This is a genomic window from Arthrobacter oryzae (assembly GCF_003634095.1).
Taxonomy (GTDB): Bacteria; Actinomycetota; Actinomycetes; order Actinomycetales; family Micrococcaceae; genus Arthrobacter; species Arthrobacter oryzae.
In genome coordinates this window covers 154,304-178,696 of the sequence record NZ_RBIR01000008.1, presented here as the reverse complement: position 1 = coordinate 178,696, position 24,393 = coordinate 154,304, and the positions used below count along the sequence as shown (strand labels likewise).

Sequence of the window (24,393 nt, the reverse complement as noted above, 5' to 3'; positions counted from 1 at the left end):
GCGAAGGGCTTACGCCAGGTGCCGTTCCTCGACGCCGTTGTATTCGCTCAGGGGGCGGATGAGGGAGTTCGATTCCAACTGCTCCATGATGTGCGCCGTCCAGCCCGTGATGCGGCTTGCGACGAACAGCGGAGTGAAGGTCGGGGTGTCGAAGCCCATGAGGTGGTAAGTCGGGCCGGCCGGGTAATCCAGGTTCGGCTTGATCGCCTTAGCCTCGTCCATCGCCGTCTCAAGGCCGTTGTAAAGACCCAGCAGTTCGGGCCGGCCGTAGTGCGCGATCATCTTGTCCAGGGCAGCCTTCATGGTAGGCACCCGGGAGTCGCCGTGCTTGTAGACGCGGTGGCCGAAGCCCATGACCTTTTTCTTGTGTGCCAGGGCGTCCTCCATCCAGGTCTTGGCCCGGGCATGGGCCTCCTCCAGGGACTCCTCCTGCCGGATGCCGATCTCGTCGAACGTGTGCATGACGGCCTCGTTCGCGCCGCCGTGCAACGGGCCCTTGAGCGCTCCGATAGCCCCGGTCACGGCAGAGTGCAGGTCCGAGAGCGTGGAGGTGATCACCCGGGCCGTGAAGGTCGAGGCGTTGAACGAGTGCTCGGCGTAGAGGATCATCGAGACGTTGAAGGCCTCCACGACTTCCTGGACCGGTTCCTCACCAAACGCCATCCACAGGAAGTTCGCCGAGTAGCCCAGGTCATCGCGGGGTGCCACGACATCCTCGCCGTGCCGGCGTCGCTGGTCGTAGGCCACGATCGCCGGCATGGCCGCGAACAGATCAATCGCCTTGGCCATGTTGGCCTCCCGCGAGGAATCCCCGGCGAGCGGGTGCCGTGCACCCATGACGGAAGCTGCCGTCCGGCAGACGTCCATCGGGTGGGAGGTGGTGGGCAGCGCGTCGACAACCTGTTTGACTACCGGGTCAATCGGGCGGCCCGCGCGTTCGCGTGCCGTGAACTCCGCCAGCTGCTCCGCGGTGGGCAGCTCGCCGTTCCAGAGCAGATAGGCGACTTCCTCGAAACTGCACTTAGCGGCCAGTTCCTGGACGGGATAGCCGCGGTAGAGCAGCGAGTTGGTGTCCGGGTTGACCTTCGAGACGGCGGTGTAGTCGACTACGACGCCGGCGAGGCCCTTCTTAATGTCCTGTTCAGCCATGCTGAAACTCCTTTATTCCTAACGCCTGTATACCGGCACGTGCCGGGGGTTCCATGCGGGGCTTACTGACCTGGGATCTGGAAATTAAAGACTCCGGTGTCAAAGCGGTTGTAAGCCTCATAATCAACGAGATCGTACAAACGCGCACGGGTCAGCATGCTCCCGACCTGTGCTTCCTGGGTTCCGTCGGCCTTAATCGATTCCAGAGTACGCTCCGCAGCCCCCATGGCACTACGGAGAAGTGTTACCGGATAGATGATCATGTTGACCCCCACGCCGGCGAGTTCCTCCACCGTGAACAGGGCGCTCTGGCCGAATTCGGTCATGTTGGCCAGGATGGGGACGTCGACGGCGTCGCGGATTGCCTGGAACTCGCTCAGGTCCTTCATCGCCTCGGGGAAGATGGCGTCCGCGCCGGCCTCCACGAGGGCTTTTGCCCGGTCCTGTGCGGCCTGGAGCCCGTCGGTTGCGCGGATGTCGGTCCGTGCCATGATCAGGAAGTTCGGGTCACGCCGGGCGTCCGCCGCGGCGCGGATCCGCTTGGTGGCGGTCTCAAGGTCCACCACGTTCTTGCCGTCGAGGTGGCCGCAGCGTTTCGGGTTGAACTGGTCCTCGATGTGGCAGCCGGCCAGGCCCGCGTTTTCGAGCTCCTGGATGCTGCGGGCAACGTTCATCGGTTCGCCGAAGCCCGTGTCGGCGTCCACAATCGAGGGAAGATCGGTCATCCGGGCGATCTGCCCGGCCCTGGTGGCCACCTCGGTCAGGGTTGTCAGGCCGATGTCGGGCAGGCCGAGGTCGTTGGCCAGGACGGCGCCGGAAATGTAGACCCCGGCGAAGCCCTTCTCCTCGATCAGCCGTGCCGAGAGCGGGTTGAATGCGCCGGGGAACTGCGCGATGGTTCCGGAGGCGAGCAGCTCCCGGAACCGGATGCGCTTCTGCTCCGGCGTGGTCTTCGAATACAGCATTAGAAGAGTCCCTTCGGTGCGGCGGCGAGGTCGATCACGCCGTCGGCTGCCTGGATGTTCAGCTGGTCCAGCTCGCCGGCGCCGAGCTCGGGGAGCCGGGCGGCCGCAGCGAGGAACCGCTCGATTTCCTCGTCGTCCACGAGGCCGGCGGCGAGGGTGCGGAACTTGTTGACGTACTGTTCCCGAGCGAACGGCCGGGCGCCCAGCGGGTGGGCGTCGGCGACGGCGATCGACTCGGTAATGACCGTGCCGTCCGTCAAGGTGATGACCACGGTGCCGCCGAAGGCCTTCTCGGCGATGTCCAGGGAGTGGTACCGCCGGGTCCACTCGGGATCCTCGACGGTGGTGACCTTGTGCCACAGCGCCACGGTGTCCGGGCGGCCCGCGCGTTCCGGGGCATAGGAATCCACGTGGTGCCAGGCGCCGTCCTGCAGGGCGACGGTGAAGATGTACGGGATGGAGTGGTCGAGGGTCTCGCGGCTGGCGGTGGGGCTGTACTTCTGCGGGTCGTTGGCGCCGGAGCCGATCACGTAGTGCGTGTGGTGGCTGGTCTTGATCAGCACGGATTCGACGTTGGCCGGGTCCGTGACCTCGGGGTGCTCGCCGTGCAGCTTCCGGGCCAGGTCGATCCAGGCCTGCGCCTGGTACTCGGCGGAGTGCTCCTTGGTGTAGGTATCCAGGATGGCGCGCTTGGCCTCGCCGGCCTCGGGCAGCGGCACCATGTACGAGGCGTCCGGGCCGTCCAGCATCCAGGCGATCACGCCGTCTTCGCCCTCGTAGATCGGCACGGGGGAGGTCTGGCCGCGCATGGCGCGGTCCGCGGATTCCACTGCCATCTTGCCGGCGAACGCGGGGGCGTGCGCCTTCCAGGTGGAGATCTCGCCCTTGCGGGACTGCCGGGTGGCGGTGGTGGTGTGCAGGGCCTGGCCGACGGACTGGAAGATGGTCTCGACGTCGAGACCCAGCAGGGTGCCGATGCCGGCGGCCGCGGACGGGCCGAGGTGGGCCACGTGGTCGATCTTGTGCTTGTGCAGGCAGATGGCCTTGACCAGGTTGACCTGGATCTCGTAGCCGGTGGCGATCCCTCGGACCAGGTCCTGGCCGCTGGAACCGACGTGCTGGGCGACGGCGAGGATCGGCGGAATGTTGTCGCCCGGGTGCGAGTAGTCCGCGGCGAGGAAAGTGTCGTGGTAGTCGAGCTCACGGACCGCGACGCCGTTGGCCCAGGCGGCCCATTCGGGGGAGACCCGTTCTTCGATGCCGAAGACCTTCGAGCCCTTACCGCCGGTGGTGGGGCCGTGGGTGAGGGCCTGGGCCCGGGCCGCGACGATCGGGGCGCGGTTCAGCGAGGCAATCGCCACCGAGGCGTTGTCGATGACCCGGTTGATCACCATGTCGGTGACGTCAGCGGTGACGTCCACGGGATCCGCGGCAACCTTGGCGATCTTGTAGGCAAGCTGGTCCTCGCGGGGCAGGTTTTCCTCGCTCTTGTAAACGCGGACGTGGTGTTCCTTGACCATGGTGCTCCTTCTAGTGAGGTGTATGCGTGGCTTTGACGTGGGAAAGGCTGCGGTGCAGGTGAAGCGTGGTGGCGGCCTCGGCCAGCCTCGGGTTACCGGCGGCGATTGCCTCGGCAATGGCGGCGTGCTCGGCGGCGGCGGCGGTGAGCCGGGCGGCGTCGTCGGCGGCAAGGCGGCGGACGCGCACAAGGTGGACGCGCAGGCTGCGCATGGCCTGGACGAGGTAGGCGTTGGAAATCGCGGCGTCGATGGCCGCGTCGAGGCGCCCCACGAGCTCGTAGTAGTCGTGCAGGGCGGGCTCCTGGCCGCCGATGAGTTCCGGGGCGTGAAGCAACTCGCGCCGGAGCCGCTCGAAGGTCTCGGGGTCACCGCGCTCGGCGGCCAAGGCGGCGGCCTTCCCCTCGAGGGTTTCGCGGAGTTCGAACAGTTCATCGATGTCGTCAAGGGAAATGTCGGTCACGACGACGCCGCGCCCGCCCGCCGTCGTCAGCCCCTCGGCGGTGAGCCGGCTCAGGGCCTCGCGGAGTGGGGTGCGCGAGATGCCGAGACGCTCTGACTGTTCTACCTCCGCGAGAACCGTTCCCGGCAGGAGGCGCCACTCGATGATGTCATCGCGCAGGGCCGCGTAGGCCTTGTCGCTGGCGCGCATCCTGCCTCCTCCGCTGGTGGCTGTAGTGGTTGATCCTGCACCATTGTATACAAGCAGGGTTACTTTGCCCAGCATCACCTAGGATGGGCCACGAAAATCCACTTTTTGTATACATAACGCTTGTGCCGTCAGTCCGCTCCGGACTACCATGGGCTGCATCACACCGTCGTGGACAGGATGCATGCCATGGTCAGCAAGAGCTACCGGCCCGCTTATGAACGTAGCCTGGAACAACCCGAGGAGTTCTGGCTGGACGCCGCTCGCGGGATTTCCTGGTCCGCCGAGCCCCGCCAGGCTCTCGATGCTAGCCGGGCGCCGCTCTACGACTGGTTTCCCGACGGTGTCCTGAACACGTGCTACAACGCCTTGGACCGCCATGTGGCGGAGGGCCGGGGTGCACAGGATGCCCTGATCTACGACTCCGCCATGTTGGGCACCCGGCAGAGCTACACATATGCGGAACTGACGGACCTCGTGGCCCGGTTCGCCGGAGTGCTGCGCCGCGCCGGAGTCGGCCCGGGCGACCGCGTGGTGATCTACATGCCGATGATCCCCGAGGCCGCGATCGCGATGCTGGCCACCGCCCGGCTCGGCGCCGTGCACTCCGTGGTGTTCGGCGGGTTTGCCCCCAAGGAGCTCGCTGCCCGTATCCGGGACGCCGAACCCGCCGCTGTGGTGACGGCCTCCGGCGGCATCGAGCCGTCGCGCCGGATTGAATACCTGCCCGCCGTCGCCGAGGCCCTCGGCCTTGCCGGTGCCCCGGATATTGCGGTGCTGGTCAAGGCCAGGGACGGTTTCGCGTCCACTCCGGCCTCCATGGCCGCCGACCACCCGGGATGGCTCGACTGGGACGCCGAAATGGCCTCCGCCGCGCCCGCCGCGCCCGTCGATGTCAAGGCGACGGATCCGTTGTACATCCTTTACACCTCGGGCACCACCGGCTCGCCGAAGGGCGTGGTGCGGGACAACGGCGGACATGCCGTGGCCCTGAGATGGACCATGGAGAACATTTACGACGTCGGTCCCGGGGACGTCATGTGGACCGCCTCGGACGTCGGCTGGGTGGTGGGGCACTCGTACATCGTGTACGGGCCGCTCCTGGCCGGCGCAACTTCAGTCCTGTACGAGGGAAAACCGGTGGGAACACCCGACGCCGGCGCGTTTTGGCGGGTCATCCAGGACCACAAGGTCAACGTGCTGTTCACCGCGCCCACCGCGCTGCGTGCGATCCGGAAAGCCGACCCCGAGGCGCAACTGCTCGAAAAGTACGACCTGTCCAGTCTGCGCACCCTGTTCGCGGCCGGCGAGCGGCTGGACACCGACACCTTCCACTGGGCCTCCCGGGTCCTGGGAGTTCCGGTGGTCGACCACTGGTGGCAGACCGAGACGGGCTGGGCCATTTGCGCCAACCCCCGAGGCCTTGACGGGCTGCCGATCAAGGCAGGCTCGCCCAGCGTCCCGATGCCCGGCTTCAGGCTCACCATCGTCGACGGCGCGGGCGAGGACGTCGAGGCCGGCACCGAGGGCAACATCGTCCTGGGACTGCCCCTGCCGCCCGGCACCCTCACAACGCTCTGGCACAACGACGAACGCTACATCTCCTCCTACCTGCAGGCCTTCGAGGGCTACTACGCCACCGGGGACTCCGGCTACCGGGACGAGGACGGCTACGTCTTCGTCATGGGCCGCACGGACGACATCATTAACGTCGCCGGACACCGGCTCTCCACCGGCGCCATGGAGCAGGTGATCGGGCAGCACCCCGCCGTCGCCGAATGCGCCGTGATCGGCCTCGCCGACCCGCTCAAGGGCCAGCGGCCCAGCGGCTATGTGGTCCTCAAGGCCGGGGTGGACGTGCCCGAGGACGTCTTGGCCAAGGACCTGATCGCCCTGGTCCGGCGCGACATCGGGGCCGTGGCGGACTTCAAGCACGTGACGGTGGTGGACGCCCTGCCCAAGACCCGGTCGGGCAAAATCCTGCGCAAGACCATGCGCCAGATCGCCGACGGCGAGAACTACGTGGTGCCGTCCACGATCGAGGATGCCGGCGTGATCGACCGACTGCTCGGCGCCCTCCGCCCCGGCGCTTCGGGGTAGCGGGGGCGGATGCTATGCCTGTGGCGCCGGTTCTACGGATTCCACGGCATAGGGTTTGGTCGCGGACCGCTGCAGCGGATAACGCAGGCGCGTCTGGTAGGGGACATTCCGGAACGGGGCCCGGGGGTCCAACTGGACAACCAAGAGCGGTTCGTCGCGGGCAGAGTCCACCCGCACCACCAGGCCTTCCCGCCGCCCGTCCACCAGCAGCGGGGTCGCCGGCTCCACCGCGGTCTCCTGCAGGCGTTCCCGATATTCCGGACCGGCCGCCAGAAAGAGGATCCCATGGGCGGCGCCGACGACCGTAAGCGGGATGACGGCCTCAGGCGGCGGGGGTGCCGTGCTGGGCTCGGATTCGATGCGGTGTTCCTGCGCAGGCGAGGCCCGGGCTGCATCGAAGATTCGGTCGCATTTCTGGCACCGGGTCCGTGCCGTGACGTCGGCCAGCAGTGCTACGAGCAGTCCTCTGGGGGCATGGTCCCATTTGTCGGCCACAACCTGGCACCAGGCCGTGTGATATTCCTTCCCGTGCTTCATCACGTAAACGTGACCATCTCCGAGAAGGGGCGCACCCTCCCGCCCCGTGGCGGGCTGGAGCAGGCCGAACCCGCCGGCATCTGCGCGGGCGGGTTGGCCGGGTTTGAGGTACTTGCGGATCAGTGGACCGAGTTGCCGGTTTGGTCGCGGAATTGCGGGGCCTTCCTGTGCGGCGTGAGTGCTCTTCCCCCCGATAACCCCTTAACCAGCTTGATGGCTTTCCTCGCAATGTGCCAGTCGGGGTGCTTCGAGACGGGTGGGTCGGGATGTCAACGTGCCACAGCTCCAGCCACCGTTGATGTTCCAGAACGAGCATGCAGACCAGCCGCTCGAAGCCCATCAGATCAGCTGCCTACGACGGCGGCCGGTTCCAGCGGTACTCGTTCTCCGGCCGGCCCGGGGCGCCGTAGCGCGCGGCGCGGGAGACTGTGCCGGCGTCGGCGAGGTGTTCAAGATAGCGCCGGGCCGTGACCCGGGACATGCCTAGCGCCGCCATGACCTCACTGGCTGACACCGCCCCTGCCTGGCTTTTGATGAAGTCCTGGACGGATTCCAACGTTGACGCCGCCAGGCCCTTGGGCAGCGACACTTCCGAGGGGGCCCGCAGGCTCGCGAACGCCTGGTCCACATCACTTTGTGAGGCTCCGGCGCCCGCCGCCCCGGTCCGGGGCGAGGCCAGCTGTTCGCGGAACTGGCGGTAGCTGGCGAGCTTGTCGGCGAACGTGGCGTAGGTGAACGGCTTGATCAGGTATTGGACGACGCCGGTGGCCACCGCGCTGCGGACGATGTTCAGTTCCCGCACGGCGGTGATGGCAATGATGTCCGCGAAGAGTCCCGCCGCCCGCATCCGGCGCGCGATGTCCAGTCCGTGCAGGTCCGGAAGGTTCATGTCCAGCAGGACCAGCTCCACCGGGTTGCCTGCTGCCGAGAATTCCGTCAGGAGGCGAAGCGCGGACTGCCCGTCCGGGGCGGATCCGGCCAGGGTGAAACCCTCAAGCCTGCCGATGTACGCGGCGTGTGCCGCGGCGGCGATGGGCTCGTCTTCGACGACGAGCACCCGGATGTCGCTCATGGCTGTCCCTCTGTTGTTTCCGGCAGCTTTGTTTCCGGAAGCGGTGTCCCCGGCGGTCTTGTGACCGGCAGCGTGACGCGGAACAGTGCCCCGGCCGGGCTGGTGATTGTCATGGTACCGCCCAGGCGCTGGACGGCCTGGCGGACCAGGGCAAGGCCCAGCCCGCGCCCGAACGGGCCCGGGGTCTTGGTGCTGAAGCCGTGACGGAACACGTCCTCCACGGCCGCGGGGTCGATGCCGGGGCCGCTGTCCTCCACGGTGATTTCGAGGGCGGACCCGGCGGCCTCGACGGTCAGCTCCACGAGCCGGGGCGGCGGCGCCTCGGCCGCGGCGTCGATCGCATTGTCCAGCAGGTTCCCGAGGATCGCCACGAGGTCCTGGACGGCCAAACCGGTCACCGCCGTCGAGCCGCCGGCGCTGAGGATCAGCTCGACGCCGCGCTCGTGCGCCTCGGCTGCCTTGCCCATGATCAGGGCGCCGAGTACCGGCTCCTCGATGGAACTGACAATGTCATCGGTCAGCCGCTGGCTCAGTTCCAGGTCTTTCGTGGCGAAGTCCAGTGCCTCGGGCGCCCGTCCCAGCTCCATGAGCGAGACGATCGTGTGGAGCCGGTTGGCGTGCTCATGGGTCTGGGCCCGCAGGGCATCTGAGAGCGTGCGCATGGTTTCGAGTTCGCTGCCGAGGGATTCGATTTCGGTGCGGTCCCTGATGGTGGCCACCGTTCCATAGACAGGAGCGCCGTGAACGGTGGTGCTGCTGGGGTTCGTGCTGCTTGGGGTCGTGCTTTCAGCGGTGGTGCTGTCAGGGGCGGTGCTGCCGGCAGGTGCGGAAGCCACTCCCCGCTGGCGGTGTGCGGCGGAGGGAGGGCCCACCGCCGGGCCCTGGTTGACCACCAGGACCCGGGAACCGGTCAGATGGATTTCATCGAGCGCGGTCCGCCCGGATTCGAAGAGTTCCTTGAGGCTGGGGGGCAACGGCAATTTCGCGAGGGACGGTGCGCTCTGCCGCCTGCCGCCTGCTCTGCCTGTACCCGAACCGACAGCGAGGCCGGCGTCGGAGGACTGCTTCGGCAACCCCAGCAGTTCGGCGGCCTGGTCGTTGTACATCACCACATTGCCCTTGCGGTCGATGAGGATCACGCCCTCGCCTACCGAATGCAGGACCGACTCGTAATACGCGAAAAGCTGGCCCAGTTCTTCGGGTCCCCAGCCGCGGGTCACCCGGCGAAGGTACCTGCCCAGGAGCCAGGACGCCACCCAGCCGCCCGCCAGCAGCGCCACGGCGATCGCCAGCAGCGCCGGCAGCCTGCCGGAAACGGCCACATCCACATTCCTGACCGTCACGCCCGCGGCCACGAGGGCCCGGACTTTTCCGCCCGCGTCCCTGACCGGGGCGATGGTGCGCACAGACGGGCCGAGGGTGCCGGCCGTGACCTCCGTGAAGACCTCGCCCTTGAGTGCCGCATCAATGGAACCGATGTACGGCTTGCCCAGTTCCTCGTTGTTCGGGTGGGTCCACCGCGTCCGGTCCGGGGCCATGATCGTGACGAAGTCCGCGTCCGCGTCCTTCATGACCTTCAGGGCGTACGGCTGGAGCCGGGCCGACGGGTCCGCGGTGCCTGCCGCCGCCAGTACGAAGGGGGCATCCGCCACCGTGGTGGCAATGCCAGCCATCCGGCGTCCGGCCTCGTCGTAGGCGCGGTCGCGGGAGTCCACGAACGCGGCTGTGCCGACGACGGCGGTCAGGGCCACCACAAACAGCAGTTGGGCCACAAACAGCCTGCGGGCGATGCTCCAGCGGTGGATCATCAACGCCTTCCATGACCAATATGAACGCAAGGGTGATGCGCGTCACCCCGTCATCAATGATGGGGTTACACACAAGAACGGACAGGATCTGCCCAACGCTTGGGCCGCACCACTGTCCAGCCTATCCAAGGAGAACACCATGGCCTCTCAACGAGGAGAGTCAGCGGCACAGGCCGTGACGCCGGTCAAGAAGCGCAAGGGGCTGGACAAGTCCCACTACCTCTACATCGCAGTGATCGTTGCCGTGATCGCAGGCGCCCTGGTCGGGCTGCTCTTCCCGGAGGTCGGAAAATCCCTCAAGCCGCTGGGCGACGGGTTCATCAAACTCATCAAGATGATGATCGGCCCCGTGATCTTCTGCACGATCGTGCTCGGGATCGGCTCCATCGCCAAGGCCGCCACGGTCGGCAAAGTGGGCGGCCTGGCGCTGGCCTACTTCGTCGTGATGTCCACTTTTGCCCTGGCGATCGGGCTCGTAGTGGGCAACCTGATCCACCCGGGCGAGGGCCTCAACCTCGCCCCCTACGATCCGAACAAGAAGGCGGCCGTGGACAGCACGGCGGACTTCCTCCTCGGCATCATCCCCGGCGACATTCCCGTCCTGCCGACGCTCCTCGCCGCGATCCTGGTCGGCTTCGCCCTGCAGAAAATGGGCCCGCAGGGAGCCCCGATCCTCAAGGCCGTCGGCTACGGACAGGCCCTCGTATTCCGCATCCTCATCATGATCATGTGGCTGGCCCCCGTCGGCGCCTTCGGTGCGATCGCCGCCGTCGTCGGCGCCACGGGCGTCCAGGCCATCTTCAGCATGTTCACCCTGATGGCCGCCTTCTACATCACCTGTGCACTGTTCGTCGTCGTGATCCTCGGCGGCCTGCTCAAGGTGGTCTCCGGCGTCAGCATCTTCCGCCTGATGAAGTACCTGGGCCGTGAATACCTGCTGATCTTCTCCACCTCATCCTCTGAAGCCGCACTCCCGCGCCTGATCGCGAAGATGGAACACCTCGGCGTGTCCAAGCCCGTCGTGGGCGTGACGGTCCCCACCGGCTACTCCTTCAACCTGGACGGCACGGCCATCTACCTGACCATGGCCTCGCTCTTCGTCGCCAACGCCATGGGAACGCCGCTGGACCTGGGTGCCCAGATTTCCCTGCTGATCTTCATGGTCATCGCCTCCAAGGGCGCTGCAGGGGTCACCGGTGCCGGTCTCGCCACCCTGGCCGCCGGACTCCAGTCGCATGCGCCGCAGCTGCTGGGCGGCGTGGGCATGATCGTCGGGATCGACCGCTTCATGTCCGAGGCGCGGGCCCTGACAAACTTCACGGGCAACGCCGTCGCCACGGTGCTGATCGGCACCTGGGTCAAGGAGATCGACGGCGGACGGGTTGGCCGCGTACTGGCCGGTGCCTTGCCGTTCGACGAAGTGACGATGCTCGCCGAGCACTCCCCGGCGCCGGAGGCCGTCGCAGAGCCGGCCCCCGCCGCCCCGGCCTACGTCTAGCCCGGCACGCCTGACCCGCCAGCCATGGAATACTGCCCGGACGCCCACCAGCGTCCGGGCAGTTTCTTTGCCGTTGCCAGCCGGGCTTCCCGCCGCCAACGGCCCGCGCCCCGTTCGAGGCTCCCATTCCATGTCCGTCACTAACCCTAGACTTCTACCGGAAGGTCAAGGCTCAGATGACGGCGGTTGTCAAGGTCCGCCGAATACCGTGTCGGGCGCTGTAACCTTGGGAGGAACACGCTGGGCTCCGGGAGCCCGGCGGCAGCAAGATAGGCACCACAATCACCGTCATCGAAAGTGTGGATAGATACGTGAGCAGCGAGCAGGGTTCAGCAACTCTGGAAGGCACCGAACTCGATCTGGAAGACGCCGTCATGGGCCCCACCGGGCGGCCCCAACGCGACTTTCCAGAGCCCGCGCCGCTGTCCTCCCACGGTCCTGCGCGGGTCATCGCCATGGTGAACCAGAAGGGCGGAGTCGGTAAGACCACGTCCACCATTAACCTCGCCGCAGCCTTGGCCGAATACGGCCGCCGCGTGCTCCTGGTCGACTTCGATCCGCAGGGCGCGCTGTCCGCGGGCCTGGGCACCAACCCGCACGAGCTCGACCTCACCGTGTACAACGTGCTGATGGACCGCAAGGTGGACATCCGCGACGCCATCCAGAAAACCGGCGTGGAGAACGTGGACCTGCTCCCGGCCAACATCGACCTCTCCGCCGCCGAGGTGCAGCTGGTCAATGAAGTGGCCCGTGAACAAGTCCTGGACCGGGCGCTGAAAAAGGTGGAGGACGACTACGACGTCGTCCTGATCGACTGCCAGCCTTCCCTCGGCCTGCTGACGGTCAACGCGCTGACCGCCGCCCACGGCGTCATCATCCCGCTGATCTGTGAGTTCTTCGCCCTGCGGGCCGTGGCGCTCCTGGTCGAAACCATCGACAAAGTCCAGGACCGGCTCAACCCGCGCCTGCAGGTCGACGGCGTGCTCGCCACGATGTACGACGCCCGGACCCTGCACGGGCGCGAGGTCATCGCGCGCCTGGTGGAGGCCTTCGGCGACAAGGTCTTCGAAACCGTCATCAAGCGCTCCATCAAGTTTGCGGACGCCACAGTGGCGGCCGAGCCCATCACCACCTACGCGGGCAACCACGTTGGTGCCGACGCCTACCGCCGCCTGGCCAAAGAGCTGATTTCGCGCGGCGGCGCGCCCTAGGCAGGAACGTGGCAGGCGCCTCCTCGCCGCCGGTGGAGCTGGATGCACCCGCGGATCCCGCAGCCTCGGCCTTCCCGGCAGGGCCGGAAGGCACGGCAGGGCCTTCCGGGAAGAAACCCGGATTCGAAGTGCGGCTGGCCAACTTCACCGGCCCGTTCGACCTCCTGCTCGGCCTGATCTCCAAGCATCAGCTCGACATTACCGAGGTGGCCCTGTCCACCGTCACGGACGAATTCATAAAGTACATCAGGGGTCTGCAGCAGCTGGGGGAGGAGTGGGCCCTGGACGAGGCCAGCGAATTCCTAGTGATCGCGGCCACGCTCCTGGACCTGAAGGCCGCCCGGCTGCTGCCCGCAGGCGAGGTTGAGGACGATGAGGACATCGCCCTGCTGGAGGCCCGCGACCTTCTCTTCGCCCGGCTGCTGCAGTACAAGGCGTTCAAACACGTGGCTGGGATGATCGGTGCCACGCTCGGGCATGAAGCGCGGCGGTATCCCCGGCAGGTTGCCCTGGAGGGACACTTCGCGGCCCTGCTTCCGGAGCTGCTCTGGCGTCACACCCCGGAGCAGTTCGCAGCCCTGGCCGAGAAGGCGCTCAAGCCCAAGGAGGCGGCCCCCACGGAAGTGGGCCTGGCTCACCTGCACGCCGCACCGGTGAGCGTCAAGGAACAGGCCGAGCTGCTGGGGAACCGATTGCGGCTGGGTACGCCGCTGACCTTCCGGGAGCTGATTGCCGACGCCGAGTCCACCCAAGTGGTGGTGGCGCGCTTCCTGGCGCTGCTGGAGCTGTTCCGCGACCGCGCGGTGGGCTTTGACCAGCTGCTGCCGCTGGCGGACTTCACCGTGCGCTGGACGGCAGACACCCCGGAATGGAGCACTGAGAACCTGAGCGAAGAATATGAGGACCAGCCGTGAACGATCTCCGGCCTGACGCGAAGCCTGACCCCCGGTTCGACGCTGTGTCTGACCCTGACTCAGACCTTGATTCTCACTCCGGTGTGCCCGCGGACGGCGCCGAAGACGCCGGCCCGGACGTCGCCGGCCTGCCCGGCGGCGCCCGTGCGGCTCTCGAGGCGGTCCTGATGGTGATCGACGAACCAGCCACCGCCACAGCCCTCGCGGCGGGACTGAACCTGACGGTCGACGTCGTTGAATCCCTCCTGGCTGAACTGCAGCGGGAGTATAACGGCTATACTGTTAATGCCCCGGATGCGGACGTCGTCAGCCAAACCAGCAGCAACGCTGGCAACACTGACGGCAACAATGCCGCCCCCCGGGGTTTTGAATTGCGGAATATCGCCGGAGGCTGGCGGATCTATTCGCGCGCGGAGTTCGCCGAGATCGTGGGCGGGTTCGTGCTGGAGGGACAAACAGCCAGGCTGACGCAGGCGGCGCTCGAAACGCTCGCCGTCATCGCTTACCGCCAGCCCGTTTCGAGGGCGCGGGTGTCTGCAATTCGAGGAGTCAATGTTGACTCTGTCGTGCGGACGCTGACGCAGCGGGGGCTGATCGAGGACTCGGGAACGGATCCCGAATCCGGAGCAATCCTTTACCGCACGACGTCGTATTTCCTTGAGCGGATGGGAATCGGCTCGGTGGCTGAATTGCCGCAGCTTTCCCCCCACCTTCCAGGCTTGGAAGGCATCGAGGAGTTTTACGATGCAGGAACAATGTAAGACGCAGGACCAATGTAAGCAGTATCTGTGCGGGCACGACGCCTGCGCAGGAGTATCCACAGGGCAGAACACATTGCCCGGCAGGCGGGTGTTGTCGGGAGACAGCGGCCGCAGGCCATCAACGTAAGGACGGGTCATGACACAGGCGGGACGCCAGGGTTCACCACGTAACGGTTCGGGGCGCAACAGCACCGGACAAAACTATTCCGGCCAAAAGCCGGCACAGGGCGGTTCAGGCCGCGGCGCGCAGGGCGGCTCCAACCGCGGCCCCCAGGGCGGCGCCGGCTACAAGGGCGGCGGAGACCGCCCCTTCAAGCACCCCAAGCCGCGCGAAGAGGCCTTTATCGATCCGGACCTGCAGGGTCCGGACGGCGCGCCGTCGGCTGCCCGCCCGGCTTCCGGCGACTGGAAGTCCAAAGCGCCCTCCGGCAAGGAAGCGGCCCGCAAGGCTGCCGCCCGCAAGCCCGGCTTCGGCAAGGCCCCCGGGACCCCCGGTGCCCTCAAGCCCAAGCCGCGCGCCGGAGCAGCCAAGGCCGCGGGCCCCCGCGCTTTCGGCAGCGAACGCTTCGGCCAGAACCTCGGACCGGTGCGCAAGCCCGCCCGTAACCGCGGGCCGCGCCGCGAGGTGCCGCAGTCTGAGCTGCACGACGCCGACGGCATCCGGCTGCAGAAGGTCATGGCCTCGGCCGGCGTCGCCTCACGGCGCGTCTGCGAGGAAATGATCGCTGAGGGCCGCGTCGAAGTCGACGGCCAGGTTGTCACCGAGCTCGGTGTGCGCGTCGACCCGAAGACGGCCGTGATCCACGTCGACGGCCTGCGAATCCAGCTGGACGAGAACATGGTCTACATGGTGTTCAACAAGCCCAAGGGCGTTGTATCCACCATGGAGGACCCGGACGGCCGCCCGTGCATCAGCGATTTCGTTCGCAACAACCACGGCGAACGCCTCTTCCACGTGGGCCGGCTCGATGTCGCCACGGAGGGGCTGCTGCTCCTGACGAACGACGGCGAGCTCGCCAACCGCCTGACCCACCCTTCCTACGAAGTCCCCAAGACCTACCTCGTACAGGTCCGCGGGCCCTTCCCGCAGGGCATTGGCGCCGAACTGAAGGCCGGCGTCGAACTCGAAGACGGCATCGCGTCGGTGGATTCCTTCAAGCTCGTGGACTCGACACCCGGGCACGTGCTGATCGAGGTCGTGCTGCACTCGGGCAAGAACCGGATTGTCCGGCGCCTGTTCGATGCCGTGGGGTTCCCCGTCCTGCGCCTGGTCCGGGTCAAGGTTGGTCCCATCGGGCTGGGTGACCAGCGCCAGGGCAGCATCCGCAACCTGGGCAAACAGGAAGTCGGCCACCTGCTGGCATCCGTGGGCCTGTAACCATGTCCGCCTTCCGCACGCACGGCCGCGGCCACCTCAACGGGCCGGTGGTCATTGTGGGCTCCGGGCTCCTGGGCACCAGCATCGGGCTGGGGCTGCGGGGGCGCGGAGTGCCGGTGTTCCTCTCGGACCCCTCGCCCACCAACCAGGCCGTTGCTGTCGACATCGGCGCCGGCCTGCCGTTGGCGCGCCTCGACGCCGAGCCGGAGCTTGTCGTCGTGGCTGCGCCGCCGGACGTCACGGCGGACGTCGTGGCCAAAGCGCTGCAGGATTACCCTGCCGCCGTCGTGGTGGACATCGCGAGCGTGAAGGCAGCCATCCTGGCCGACCTGCGCAGCCGCGGCGCCGACCTGGGCCGCTACGTGGGGACTCATCCGATGGCCGGGCGCGAGAAATCCGGCCCCGTGGCTGCCCGCGGCGAGCTGTTCACGTCCATGCCTTGGGTGGTGTGCCCGGCGGAGGAGACCCTGCCCGAGTCCCTGCGGCTGGCGCGTGCGCTGGCCGGCGACCTCGGCGCCGTCGTCTCTGAATTCGCCGCCGACGAACACGACGAAGCCGTGGCGCTGGTTTCCCACCTGCCCCAGGTGATGTCCTCGCTGGTGGCCAGCCGCCTGCAGGGTACGCCCCTGCACGCGCTGTCCCTGGCAGGCAACGGGCTGCGGGACGTCACGCGCATCGCCGCGAGCGATCCCACGCTTTGGGTCCAGATCCTGGGCGCCAATGCGCAGAAGGTGGTCGGGATCCTGCACGGGGTCCGCGAGGACCTCAACCGGCTGATCGGCACCCTGGAGGCCCCCACCGCTCCCGGCGCGCGGCTGGATCTCGCCCAGCTCATCAGCGAAGGCAACGCCGGCCAGTCCCGGATCCCGGGCAAGCACGGCGGCCCCCCGCAGGCCTACGCGTGGCTGACGGTACTGGTGGATGACACACCTGGACAGATCGCCAAGCTCCTGACCGAGATCGGCGAGATCGGCGTCAACGTCGAAGACCTCCGCCTCGATCACTCGTCGGGACAGAACGTGGGCATGGTGGAAATTTCCGTCCTGCCCAACAAGCATGATCTCTTGATAGAAGCCCTCAACGACCGCGGATGGCGGGTACTGCAGTAATGACCCAAGAACTCATTGAAACAGTGGACGTGCTCCGCCCCGGAAAAAGCCTTGTGGTCGCGATCGACGGACCCTCCGGTTCCGGCAAGTCCAGCGTCAGCAAGGAAGTGGCCCGCCGGCTGAAACTGGCCTACCTGGACACCGGGGCCATGTACCGCGCCCTGACGTGGTTCTGTGTGGAAAACGGCACGGATTTGGCCGACGCGGCCGCGGTAGAGGCCGCGTCCAAGGCGCTCCCGCTGGAAATCAGCACCAGCCCCCAGGAAGAGTATGTCCGCGTCGCCGGGCACGATGTCACGCTTGCCATCCGGGAGCCCGCCATTTCCGCGGCCGTCAGCGCCGTCGCCACCGCTTTGGGCGCGCGCACGGAACTGATCCGCAGGCAGCGCGAACTGATCGAAAAGCACCACCGCCGCATGGTGGTCGAGGGACGGGACATCACCACCGTCGTCGCGCCGCATGCCGAGGTGCGGATGCTGCTCACCGCCAGCGAGGAGGCCCGGCTGCGCCGGCGTGGACTCCAGCTGGGCGGCAGCCAGAATGCCGAGCAGTTGGCGGCCCAGGTCACCCACCGCGATGCCAAAGATTCCACCGTGGTGAACTTCACCACGGCCGCCGACGGCGTCGTCACGCTCGACTCCTCGGAGTTGGACTTTGTCGAGACCGTCCAGGCCGCGCTCGACATCGTGGACACAGTGATCAACCACACCGTCGGCCAGCAGCAGCACACCTCTCAGCCCCGGACCGCGCACGGTGACTGACCGGCGCAGCCCAGCGGCGGAGCAGGTGTCCCTCCCCGGCCGCTGGACCACTTCCTGGAGCCGGCCCGTGGGCTGGCTGCTGGACCACGCCGTCTACCGGACCTCCGTCAGCGGACGCTCCAATGTCCCGGCGGCCGGACCCGTGATCTTCGCGGGCAACCACATGAGCTTCCTGGACGGGCCCGTCATGTTCGGCGCCTCGCCCCGGCCCATGCACATCTTGGTCAAGCAGGAGATGTTCACAGGGTTCCTCGGCCGGGTGCTCACCGCAGCGGGCCAGGTGCCCGTGGATCGCCGGGGCGGCCGTGCGGCGCTGACGGCGGCCCGCAGCCTGCTCGACGCCGGGCGGTGCGTCGGGATTCTGCCTGAAGGCACACGGGGGAGTGGCGCCGCCGCCTCGATCAACAACGGCGTGGCTTGGCTGGCGCTCAACTCCGGCGCCACGGTGGTCCCGGTGGCCATCCTGGGCACCAGGGTCGGCGGCGAACACCTGGACACGGTTCCCGCCTTTCGCAGGCGGCTGCACGTCAGCTTTGGCGGGGCCATCAACCTCAGCCGCAGGCCCGGTGAGACCGGCCGTGTTTCAATGGACAGGGCGGGAATCGAAATCCGGGCCGCGCTTGCGCGCCATGTCCAGGACTCAGTACTAAGAACCGGGCAGTCCCTGCCCCACGCGGAATTACCGCACGAACGTCATGAAGCAGTAGCCGGGACGCCGGCAGATCACCACCTAAGGAAAGTGCAATGAGCGATACGACTCAAACCTCCGGCAATTTCGGCGCCGGCGAAGACGAATACACGCCCACCGGCACCGACCAGGTGGCTGAACACCTTGCCGCCCTGGACGAAGAGGAAGCGGACATCCGGGCGGCGTCCCTTCGGGCCGGCCTGGACGACTACGAGCTCGACGAGGACGACGCCGCACTGCTGAGCGGCCACTTCGACGACGAGGACTTCGACGGACCGGTCAAGCTGGATCCTGTCCTTGCCATCATCGGCCGGCCCAACGTGGGCAAGTCCACCCTGGTCAACAGGATCCTGGGCCGCCGCGAGGCAGTGGTCGAGGACACCCCCGGCGTTACCCGCGACCGCGTCATGTACTCCGCGAACTGGAACGGGCGCAACTTTACGGTGGTGGACACCGGCGGCTGGGAACACGATGCCCGCGGCATCCACGCCCGCGTGGCGGAGCAGGCCGAAATGGCTGTGGAACTCGCGGACGCCGTCCTGTTCGTCGTCGACTCCGCCGTGGGCGCCACCGCCACCGACGAAGGCGTCATGAAGATGCTGCGCAAGTCGAAGAAGCCGGTCATCATGGTGGCCAACAAGGTTGATGACTTCGCGCAGGAAGCTGATTCGGCAACCCTCTGGGGCCTGGGCTTCGGCGAGCCGTACCCCGTCTCGGCCCTGCACGGCCGCGGCGTGGCCGACCTCCTGGACCACGTCATGGACACCCTCCCGGAGTACTCCCTGATTGAAGGCCTCGAGCGCTCCGGCGGTCCGCGCCGCGTGGCCCTGATCGGCCGCCCGAACGTCGGCAAGTCCTCGCTGCTGAACAAGCTCGCAGGTTCCGAACGTGTGGTGGTGGACAACACCGCCGGCACCACCCGCGATCCCGTCGACGAATTCATCGAACTCGGCGGCCGCACGTGGCGCTTCGTGGACACCGCCGGCATCCGGCGCCGCCAGCACATGGCCCAGGGTGCGGACTTCTACGCTTCCCTGCGCACCCAGAGCGCGCTCGAAAAGGCCGAGGTCGCCGTCGTGCTCCTGGCCGTGGACGAAGTGCTCAGCGAGCAGGATGTCCGCATCCTGCAGCTCGCCGTCGAATCCGGCCGCGCCCTGGTGCTCGCCTTCAACAAGTGGGACCTCCTCGACGACGAGCGCCGCCGCTACCTGGAACGCGAAATCGAGCAGGACCTGGCGCACGTGGCCTGGGCCCCGCGCGTGAACATCTCAGCCCTGACCGGCTGGCACAAGGACCGGCTGGTCCCTGCGCTGGACACCGCTCTGGAAAGCTGGGACAAGCGGATCCCCACCGGACGCCTCAACGCCTTCCTGGGTGAACTCGTCGCGGCCCACCCGCACCCGGTCCGCGGCGGCAAGCAGCCCCGCATCCTGTTCGGCACCCAGGCGTCCAGCCGGCCGCCGAAGTTCGTGCTGTTCACCACCGGCTTCCTCGACCCGGGCTACCGCCGCTTCATCACCCGGCGCCTCCGCGAGACCTTCGGTTTCGAAGGCACGCCGATCGAGGTCAACATGCGTGTGCGCGAAAAGCGTGGCAAGAAACGTTAATTCCGACACACCACGGCTTGATGGCATGAATTTGTCACAGGCACCCTCCGGGATCGTGTAAGCTTTTGGAGGTGGTTCGGCCGGACTGCTTGGAAGAAAACTTGGAGAAACACCAGGACGACTTCCCAGCGGAGAACGGTGGAACCAGCGGGCTGTAGCGCAGCTTGGTAGCGCACTTGACTGGGGGTCAAGGGGTCGCAGGTTCAAATCCTGTCAGCCCGACCAACAGAAAGTACCCCGCCATTCCTGATTAGGGAATGGCGGGGTTTTTTGTTTCCGGGATACATCCGGATAGCAGCCGCGGTCCTATTTCAAGAAGCGCGACGTCCGGCGGTCAGCCAGGATCTTTCCGTGGGTCTGGCACGTGGGGCAGTACTGCAGGGCGGTATCCGCGAAGGACACCTCGCGCACGGTATCGCCGCACACCGGGCACGCCTGCCCGGTCCGGCCGTGGACCCGCATCTGGCTCCGCTTGGTGTCCTTGAGCTCATTCGGGGCTTTGCCGCGGGCCTCCTGCAAGGCTGTGCCAAGAATGCTGTGGATCGCGTCATAAAGCACCGTGACGGTGTCCCGGTCCAAGGTCTTGGCGATGGCGAACGGTGAAATCCGGGCGGCATGCAGGATTTCGTCGCTGTAGGCGTTCCCGATGCCGGCAATCACGCCCTGGCTTCTCAGGAGACCCTTGACCTGCTGGGAACTCGACCCGAGGATCCCCGCCAGGGCATCGGCGTCGAAACCCGGGCTGAACGGGTCGGGCCCGAGCGCAGCGATCCCGGGAACGTCGTACGGGTCCCGGACCACGTAGACGGCCAGGCTTTTCTTCGTGCCGACCTCGGTCAAGTCCAGTCCGAGCGGTCCGGCGGCGCCGGAAAAGGACAGGCGCGCCGCAATAGGGCCATGTCCCATGCGGAGCTGGATGCCGGTGGGCGAGTCGGTGAAGCGGACCCACCCGGCCCTGGCCAGGTGGAAGACGAACGAGAGCCCGTCCGCGTCCAGGCTGACGAACTTCCCAAACCGCCGCACCCCGGTGACCACCTTGCCTTCAAGCCCGGAATACGGTGGATCCGCGGTCTTGAGCACCGCGAACGATGCGATCTGGATCTTCGTCACCACGGCGCCGAGCAGGTGCTCGCCCAGAAAAGCCGTCAGGGCCGCCACCTCCGGAAGCTCAGGCACTGCCTAGCCCGCTTTCCCGGTGCCGGCCGGACCGCAAATAGCACGTTTCCTGCCCGGAGTCCATGCATTTTCCGTCATCGGATCATCATTGCAGACTCCTCCCGGCCCCCGGCCGGATATGCCTATACTTTTCAGCGGCGGACAGTTCGCGTGGCCGCCGTTGACATTGGTGATTGACCCGATGAAAGGCCCGTCATGAGCATCATTCCCGAAGAGCTGTCCTACACCGCAGAACACGAATGGGTTTCGGCCCCCAACGCCGACGGGGTTGTGCGCGTCGGCATCACCGATTTTGCCCAGGACGCCCTCGGGGATGTCGTCTACGCCCAGATGCCCGAAGTGGGAACAACCATCAAGGCCAACGACGTGGTGGGAGAGGTCGAATCCACCAAGAGCGTCAGCGACATCTATGCCCCGGTCGCGGGGGAAGTTGTGGCCCGCAACGAGGCCCTGGACACTGATTCCGCCCTGATTAACTCCGATCCGTACGGCGAGGGCTGGCTGATCGAAATTAAGCTCGCGGAAGCCGACGCGATCGAGTCGTTGCTCAGTGCATCCGAGTATGAACAGCAGGTAGGCTAAAGGCAGAGGTCCTTATGACCGGGTAGCTCGGGATTGTTGTTCGGATGACAAGGCCACGCCCCGTCGGAAGGCTCTCTACCGGGACTGCGAGGCTTTTCCGGACGGCATGCGTTGTTTGCAGGGGGGACACCTGCAGCGAATGAGGAGGACTCAATGTTTGGGCACGAACGGAACGACACCGGTGACGGTTACGGCACGGGTGGAGTGAAAGCTTCGGAGACCACGTCGATCAACCTCACTCCGGTGCGCGATGAACCCGACTTCACACCAAAGCTCTCCACCGAGGAACGGGCTGCGGTTGAGGCCCTTCCCTTCGGCTCGGCCCTGCTCGTCGCGCACAGCGGCCCCAACGCCGGCGCGCGTTTCCTGCTGGACTCTGACGTCACGACGGCGGGCCGCCACCCGGACGCCGACATCTTCCTCGACGACGTCACCGTTTCACGCCGGCATGTTGAGTTCCGCCGCACCCCGCGCAGCTTCGAGGTAGTGGACACCGGGAGCCTCAACGGCACCTACGTCAACCACGACCGCGTGGATTCGGTGGAGCTGAAGTCCGGCAACGAGGTCCAGATCGGAAAGTTCCGCCTCACCTTCTACCTGAGCCCTGCCCGCGCAGCAGGCAACGTCTGATTCCGGGGTAGCTGCCTGTGGCCACGGCACATGCGGACCGGCGCGGACCCCAGGTTCTGAACATCGGGGAAGTCCTGGCTCAATTGAGCGACGACTTCCCCAGCATGACGGCGTCGAAAATCCGGTTCCTCGAGGAAAAGGGCCTCATCAACCCGCAGCGGACACCTGCCGGCTACCGGCAGTATTCCGAGAACGACGTCGAACGGTTGCGTTTCGTGTTGGCCCTCCAGCGGGACCAGTACCTGCCGTTGAAGGTCATCAAGGATTACCTTGACGCGATCGACCGCGGAGAACGGCCGGAGAACCTGCCGGCGGGTGTCACCGTGTCCCCGCGGATCGTCTCCGACGAGCTCGCCACCGAGCTGCAGAACCGCGCGCGCCGCCTCAGTGAGGAGCAGCTCCGGGCTGAATCCGGTGCGAGCGTCCCGCTGCTGGAGTCGCTCCTGAGCTACGGCCTGATCGGTCACGTCAACGGCAAATTCGACGAGCACGCCCTGCAGGTGGCGCGGGCCTGCGTCCAGCTCGAAAGCCACGGCCTGGAACCCCGTCACCTGCGGCCCTTCCAGGCCGCTGCCGACCGGGAATTCGGGCTGGTGGAACGTGCCGTGGCCACCTTGACGTCCCGCAAGGACGCCGCGTCCCATGCCCGGGCCGCCGAGGCAGCCCGGGAAATCAGCGACCTCTGCCTGTCCCTGCACCAGGCGCTGGTCCACGACCGCATCTCAAGGATGGACATCTGATGATTGAGGTGGAGATTGTGGGCGTGCGGATTGAGTTGCCGTCCAACCAGCCGCTGGTCCTGCTCAAGGAAATCCATGGTGAGCGCCATGTTCCGATCTGGATCGGGACGCCGGAGGCCAGTGCCATCGCGCTGGCCCAGCAGGGCGTGGTTCCGCCCCGGCCGATGACCCACGACCTCCTGGTGGACGTCGTCGAGGCCCTTGGCCACACCATCGTCAGTGTCAACATCGTGGCGGTGGAGGACAACATCTTCTACGGGCAACTGCAGTTCGAGAACGGAACGACCGTCAGCTCCCGGGCCTCGGACGCACTGGCCCTGGCCCTGCGCGCCAAGTGCCGGATCTGGTGCGCCGACGCCGTCATGGACGAGGCCGGCGTCCGGATCACCGAACACGACGAGGGCGAGGACACGCACCCCGGGCCCGCCGTGGATGAAGAAGGCGAACTGCGGCGCTTCCGCGAGTTCCTTGACGACGTCGAACCCGAAGATTTCGCCGGCTGACCTGCCTGGCGCCCCCCGGGCCGCTGAGGCGGGCGAGGCTGCCGGGAAACCTGTGACGGATGAGGTTTCTGAGGCGGTTGGGACCGTTGAGACGGCAGTCAACGTTAAACCGAAGAATGAAACTTTCGACACGCCCCCGGAATACCCCCAACGTCTTTGACCTTGGGCCCCGGCAGGCCTAACGTCGGAGGTAGAAGTTCCCATTGCATACGGTAGCCGCGCAAGTCACACTGGAAAGTGCAGCCCCGGCTGAATTACACGGGTGGAGTCTTCATCCCGTGTCCTACAGCCACCCATATACATTGCTGCCGATGCAACTTACTCAGGGGAACTCACGACAAGGAGGGTCCACGTGAGTCCGACAGGCGAAGCAGGCGAGCTCAAGCAAGCTGTGACGGCTGGCGTGGCTGTGCCCGCCAGCGGTGCCCAAGGCCTGCTGTTCACCGAGGATCTTCCCGTTCTGGACGAAGACGCGGGCTACCGGGGCCCCACCGCCTGCAAGGCGGCCGGCATCACCTACCGCCAGCTGGACTACTGGGCGCGCACCGGACTCGTCGAGCCGGCCGTCCGCGGCGCTGCAGGCTCCGGCTCGCAGCGGCTCTACGGCTTCCGCGACATCCTGGTCCTGAAGGTGGTCAAGCGGCTCCTGGACACGGGAGTGTCCCTGCAGCAGATCCGCACCGCCGTCGAGCACCTCCGGGAACGCGGCGTCGAGGACCTTGCCCAGATCACGCTCATGAGCGACGGGGCAAGTGTTTACGAATGCACCTCCGCGGACGAAGTCATTGACCTCGTCCAGGGCGGCCAGGGGGTGTTTGGCATCGCCGTCGGCCGTGTTTGGCGCGAGGTGGAAGGAAGCCTTGCTGCCCTTCCCAGCGAACACGCCACGGACCAGTCCTTTCCGGACGACGAACTGAGCAAGCGCCGCGCTGCCCGCAAGATCAGCTAGCGCCCCCACGAATTCCTGGCCCTGCCAAGGACTCCTGCCGTTAACAAACAACGCGGGGTCACTTCGCGCCCATAATCCCCTTCGGGACG

23 protein-coding genes and 1 tRNA gene are annotated in these 24,393 nt (G+C 66.7%); 16 read left to right on the top strand and 8 right to left on the bottom strand.

Going from position 1 to position 24,393, the window contains the following annotated elements:
* Window positions 1-9: 9 nt before the first annotated feature.
* The 4 genes from C8D78_RS16285 to C8D78_RS16270 form a co-directional block, all read right to left on the bottom strand.
* Window positions 10-1,149 (bottom strand): bifunctional 2-methylcitrate synthase/citrate synthase, encoded by a 1,140-nt coding sequence (locus C8D78_RS16285; protein ID WP_120954906.1) that lies wholly within the window; start codon window positions 1,147-1,149, stop codon window positions 10-12.
* Between the two features lie 62 nt (window positions 1,150-1,211).
* Window positions 1,212-2,114 (bottom strand): methylisocitrate lyase, encoded by a 903-nt coding sequence (prpB, locus tag C8D78_RS16280; RefSeq protein WP_120954905.1) that lies wholly within the window; start codon window positions 2,112-2,114, stop codon window positions 1,212-1,214.
* The gene (locus C8D78_RS16275) at window positions 2,114-3,634 is read right to left on the bottom strand and encodes an MmgE/PrpD family protein (RefSeq protein ID WP_120954904.1); all 1,521 of its coding nucleotides are present in this window, start codon (window positions 3,632-3,634) and stop codon (window positions 2,114-2,116) included. Before C8D78_RS16275 ends, prpB begins: the two co-directional genes overlap by 1 nt.
* A 10-nt stretch (window positions 3,635-3,644) precedes the next feature.
* The gene (locus C8D78_RS16270) at window positions 3,645-4,283 is read right to left on the bottom strand and encodes a GntR family transcriptional regulator (RefSeq protein ID WP_120954903.1); all 639 of its coding nucleotides are present in this window, start codon (window positions 4,281-4,283) and stop codon (window positions 3,645-3,647) included.
* 186 nt (window positions 4,284-4,469) lie between these two features.
* On the opposite strand from C8D78_RS16270, the gene C8D78_RS16265 reads away from it, so the two are divergent.
* A complete protein-coding gene (locus tag C8D78_RS16265) occupies window positions 4,470-6,380 on the top strand; it encodes an AMP-binding protein (protein ID WP_120954902.1) in 1,911 nt (636 codons plus the stop codon).
* Window positions 6,381-6,392: 12 nt separating this feature from the next.
* Here C8D78_RS16265 and C8D78_RS16260 read toward each other — a convergent pair whose 3' ends face one another.
* The 3 genes from C8D78_RS16260 to C8D78_RS16250 all read right to left on the bottom strand — a co-directional run bounded on the left by C8D78_RS16260 (window position 6,393) and on the right by C8D78_RS16250 (window position 9,797).
* Window positions 6,393-6,917: a hypothetical protein gene (locus tag C8D78_RS16260; RefSeq protein WP_120954901.1), complete on the bottom strand. Its 525-nt coding sequence runs from the start codon at window positions 6,915-6,917 to the stop codon at window positions 6,393-6,395.
* 352 nt (window positions 6,918-7,269) lie between these two features.
* On the bottom strand, window positions 7,270-7,989 hold the full coding sequence (locus C8D78_RS16255; RefSeq protein ID WP_120954900.1) for a response regulator: 720 nt from the start codon (window positions 7,987-7,989) through the stop codon (window positions 7,270-7,272).
* On the bottom strand, window positions 7,986-9,797 hold the full coding sequence (locus C8D78_RS16250) for a sensor histidine kinase (protein ID WP_120954899.1): 1,812 nt from the start codon (window positions 9,795-9,797) through the stop codon (window positions 7,986-7,988). Before C8D78_RS16250 ends, C8D78_RS16255 begins: the two co-directional genes overlap by 4 nt.
* Window positions 9,798-9,936: 139 nt before the next feature.
* On the opposite strand from C8D78_RS16250, the gene C8D78_RS16245 reads away from it, so the two are divergent.
* From C8D78_RS16245 to C8D78_RS16200, 10 genes are all read left to right on the top strand, one after another.
* Complete coding sequence (locus C8D78_RS16245; RefSeq protein WP_120954898.1) at window positions 9,937-11,295, top strand: cation:dicarboxylate symporter family transporter; 1,359 nt, start codon at window positions 9,937-9,939, stop codon at window positions 11,293-11,295.
* A 311-nt stretch (window positions 11,296-11,606) separates the two neighbouring features.
* Window positions 11,607-12,506: a ParA family protein gene (locus C8D78_RS16240; RefSeq protein ID WP_018772307.1), complete on the top strand. Its 900-nt coding sequence runs from the start codon at window positions 11,607-11,609 to the stop codon at window positions 12,504-12,506.
* Window positions 12,507-12,514: 8 nt separating this feature from the next.
* Window positions 12,515-13,420, top strand: a complete 906-nt coding sequence (locus C8D78_RS16235; RefSeq protein WP_425266713.1) for a segregation and condensation protein A — start codon at window positions 12,515-12,517, stop codon at window positions 13,418-13,420.
* 167 nt (window positions 13,421-13,587) lie between these two features.
* Entirely contained in the window at window positions 13,588-14,181 is a 594-nt protein-coding gene (gene scpB, locus C8D78_RS16230; protein ID WP_341867125.1) for an SMC-Scp complex subunit ScpB, read from the top strand.
* Window positions 14,182-14,317: 136 nt separating this feature from the next.
* Window positions 14,318-15,559, top strand: a complete 1,242-nt coding sequence (locus C8D78_RS16225; RefSeq protein ID WP_120954896.1) for a pseudouridine synthase — start codon at window positions 14,318-14,320, stop codon at window positions 15,557-15,559.
* Window positions 15,560-15,561: 2 nt separating this feature from the next.
* Window positions 15,562-16,668, top strand: a complete 1,107-nt coding sequence (locus C8D78_RS16220) for a prephenate dehydrogenase (protein ID WP_120954895.1) — start codon at window positions 15,562-15,564, stop codon at window positions 16,666-16,668.
* On the top strand, window positions 16,668-17,429 hold the full coding sequence (cmk, locus tag C8D78_RS16215) for a (d)CMP kinase (RefSeq protein ID WP_120954894.1): 762 nt from the start codon (window positions 16,668-16,670) through the stop codon (window positions 17,427-17,429). The genes C8D78_RS16220 and cmk overlap by 1 nt, the downstream gene beginning before the upstream one ends.
* A gap of 67 nt (window positions 17,430-17,496) precedes the next feature.
* Window positions 17,497-18,177: a lysophospholipid acyltransferase family protein gene (locus tag C8D78_RS16210; RefSeq protein ID WP_120954893.1), complete on the top strand. Its 681-nt coding sequence runs from the start codon at window positions 17,497-17,499 to the stop codon at window positions 18,175-18,177.
* On the top strand, window positions 18,174-19,724 hold the full coding sequence (der, locus tag C8D78_RS16205) for a ribosome biogenesis GTPase Der (protein ID WP_120954892.1): 1,551 nt from the start codon (window positions 18,174-18,176) through the stop codon (window positions 19,722-19,724). Before C8D78_RS16210 ends, der begins: the two co-directional genes overlap by 4 nt.
* Before the next feature lie 148 nt (window positions 19,725-19,872).
* A tRNA-Pro gene (locus C8D78_RS16200) sits at window positions 19,873-19,949 on the top strand.
* Window positions 19,950-20,030: 81 nt separating this feature from the next.
* Here C8D78_RS16200 and C8D78_RS16195 read toward each other — a convergent pair.
* Window positions 20,031-20,900: an Fpg/Nei family DNA glycosylase gene (locus C8D78_RS16195; RefSeq protein ID WP_120954891.1), complete on the bottom strand. Its 870-nt coding sequence runs from the start codon at window positions 20,898-20,900 to the stop codon at window positions 20,031-20,033.
* Between the two features lie 195 nt (window positions 20,901-21,095).
* Here C8D78_RS16195 and gcvH point away from each other — a divergent pair, with 195 nt between their 5' ends.
* From gcvH to C8D78_RS16170, 5 genes are all read left to right on the top strand, one after another.
* Entirely contained in the window at window positions 21,096-21,482 is a 387-nt protein-coding gene (gcvH, locus tag C8D78_RS16190; RefSeq protein WP_120954890.1) for a glycine cleavage system protein GcvH, read from the top strand.
* A 153-nt stretch (window positions 21,483-21,635) separates the two neighbouring features.
* Entirely contained in the window at window positions 21,636-22,112 is a 477-nt protein-coding gene (locus C8D78_RS16185; protein ID WP_120954889.1) for an FHA domain-containing protein, read from the top strand.
* Between the two features lie 17 nt (window positions 22,113-22,129).
* Window positions 22,130-22,852, top strand: a complete 723-nt coding sequence (ftsR, locus tag C8D78_RS16180) for a transcriptional regulator FtsR (RefSeq protein WP_120954888.1) — start codon at window positions 22,130-22,132, stop codon at window positions 22,850-22,852.
* A complete protein-coding gene (locus C8D78_RS16175; RefSeq protein ID WP_120954887.1) occupies window positions 22,852-23,355 on the top strand; it encodes a bifunctional nuclease family protein in 504 nt (167 codons plus the stop codon). The genes ftsR and C8D78_RS16175 overlap by 1 nt, the downstream gene beginning before the upstream one ends.
* Before the next feature lie 352 nt (window positions 23,356-23,707).
* Window positions 23,708-24,304 (top strand): MerR family transcriptional regulator, encoded by a 597-nt coding sequence (locus C8D78_RS16170; protein WP_120954886.1) that lies wholly within the window; start codon window positions 23,708-23,710, stop codon window positions 24,302-24,304.
* Window positions 24,305-24,393: the final 89 nt, after the last annotated feature.

What these genes read in the sequence shown, in the direction of transcription:
- C8D78_RS16285 (WP_120954906.1), bottom strand. Translation starts at nt 1,149, where the DNA reads ATGGCTGAACAGGACATTAAGAAGGGCCTCGCCGGCGTCGTAGTCGAC.
- prpB (WP_120954905.1), bottom strand. Translation starts at nt 2,114, where the DNA reads ATGCTGTATTCGAAGACCACGCCGGAGCAGAAGCGCATCCGGTTCCGG.
- C8D78_RS16275 (WP_120954904.1), bottom strand. Translation starts at nt 3,634, where the DNA reads ATGGTCAAGGAACACCACGTCCGCGTTTACAAGAGCGAGGAAAACCTG.
- C8D78_RS16270 (WP_120954903.1), bottom strand. Translation starts at nt 4,283, where the DNA reads ATGCGCGCCAGCGACAAGGCCTACGCGGCCCTGCGCGATGACATCATC.
- C8D78_RS16265 (WP_120954902.1), top strand. Translation starts at nt 4,470, where the DNA reads ATGGTCAGCAAGAGCTACCGGCCCGCTTATGAACGTAGCCTGGAACAA.
- C8D78_RS16260 (WP_120954901.1), bottom strand. Translation starts at nt 6,917, where the DNA reads ATGAAGCACGGGAAGGAATATCACACGGCCTGGTGCCAGGTTGTGGCC.
- C8D78_RS16255 (WP_120954900.1), bottom strand. Translation starts at nt 7,989, where the DNA reads ATGAGCGACATCCGGGTGCTCGTCGTCGAAGACGAGCCCATCGCCGCC.
- C8D78_RS16250 (WP_120954899.1), bottom strand. Translation starts at nt 9,797, where the DNA reads ATGATCCACCGCTGGAGCATCGCCCGCAGGCTGTTTGTGGCCCAACTG.
- C8D78_RS16245 (WP_120954898.1), top strand. Translation starts at nt 9,937, where the DNA reads ATGGCCTCTCAACGAGGAGAGTCAGCGGCACAGGCCGTGACGCCGGTC.
- scpB (WP_341867125.1), top strand. Translation starts at nt 13,588, where the DNA reads ATGGTGATCGACGAACCAGCCACCGCCACAGCCCTCGCGGCGGGACTG.
- C8D78_RS16225 (WP_120954896.1), top strand. Translation starts at nt 14,318, where the DNA reads ATGACACAGGCGGGACGCCAGGGTTCACCACGTAACGGTTCGGGGCGC.
- C8D78_RS16220 (WP_120954895.1), top strand. Translation starts at nt 15,562, where the DNA reads ATGTCCGCCTTCCGCACGCACGGCCGCGGCCACCTCAACGGGCCGGTG.
- cmk (WP_120954894.1), top strand. Translation starts at nt 16,668, where the DNA reads ATGACCCAAGAACTCATTGAAACAGTGGACGTGCTCCGCCCCGGAAAA.
- der (WP_120954892.1), top strand. Translation starts at nt 18,174, where the DNA reads ATGAGCGATACGACTCAAACCTCCGGCAATTTCGGCGCCGGCGAAGAC.
- gcvH (WP_120954890.1), top strand. Translation starts at nt 21,096, where the DNA reads ATGAGCATCATTCCCGAAGAGCTGTCCTACACCGCAGAACACGAATGG.
- C8D78_RS16185 (WP_120954889.1), top strand. Translation starts at nt 21,636, where the DNA reads ATGTTTGGGCACGAACGGAACGACACCGGTGACGGTTACGGCACGGGT.
- C8D78_RS16175 (WP_120954887.1), top strand. Translation starts at nt 22,852, where the DNA reads ATGATTGAGGTGGAGATTGTGGGCGTGCGGATTGAGTTGCCGTCCAAC.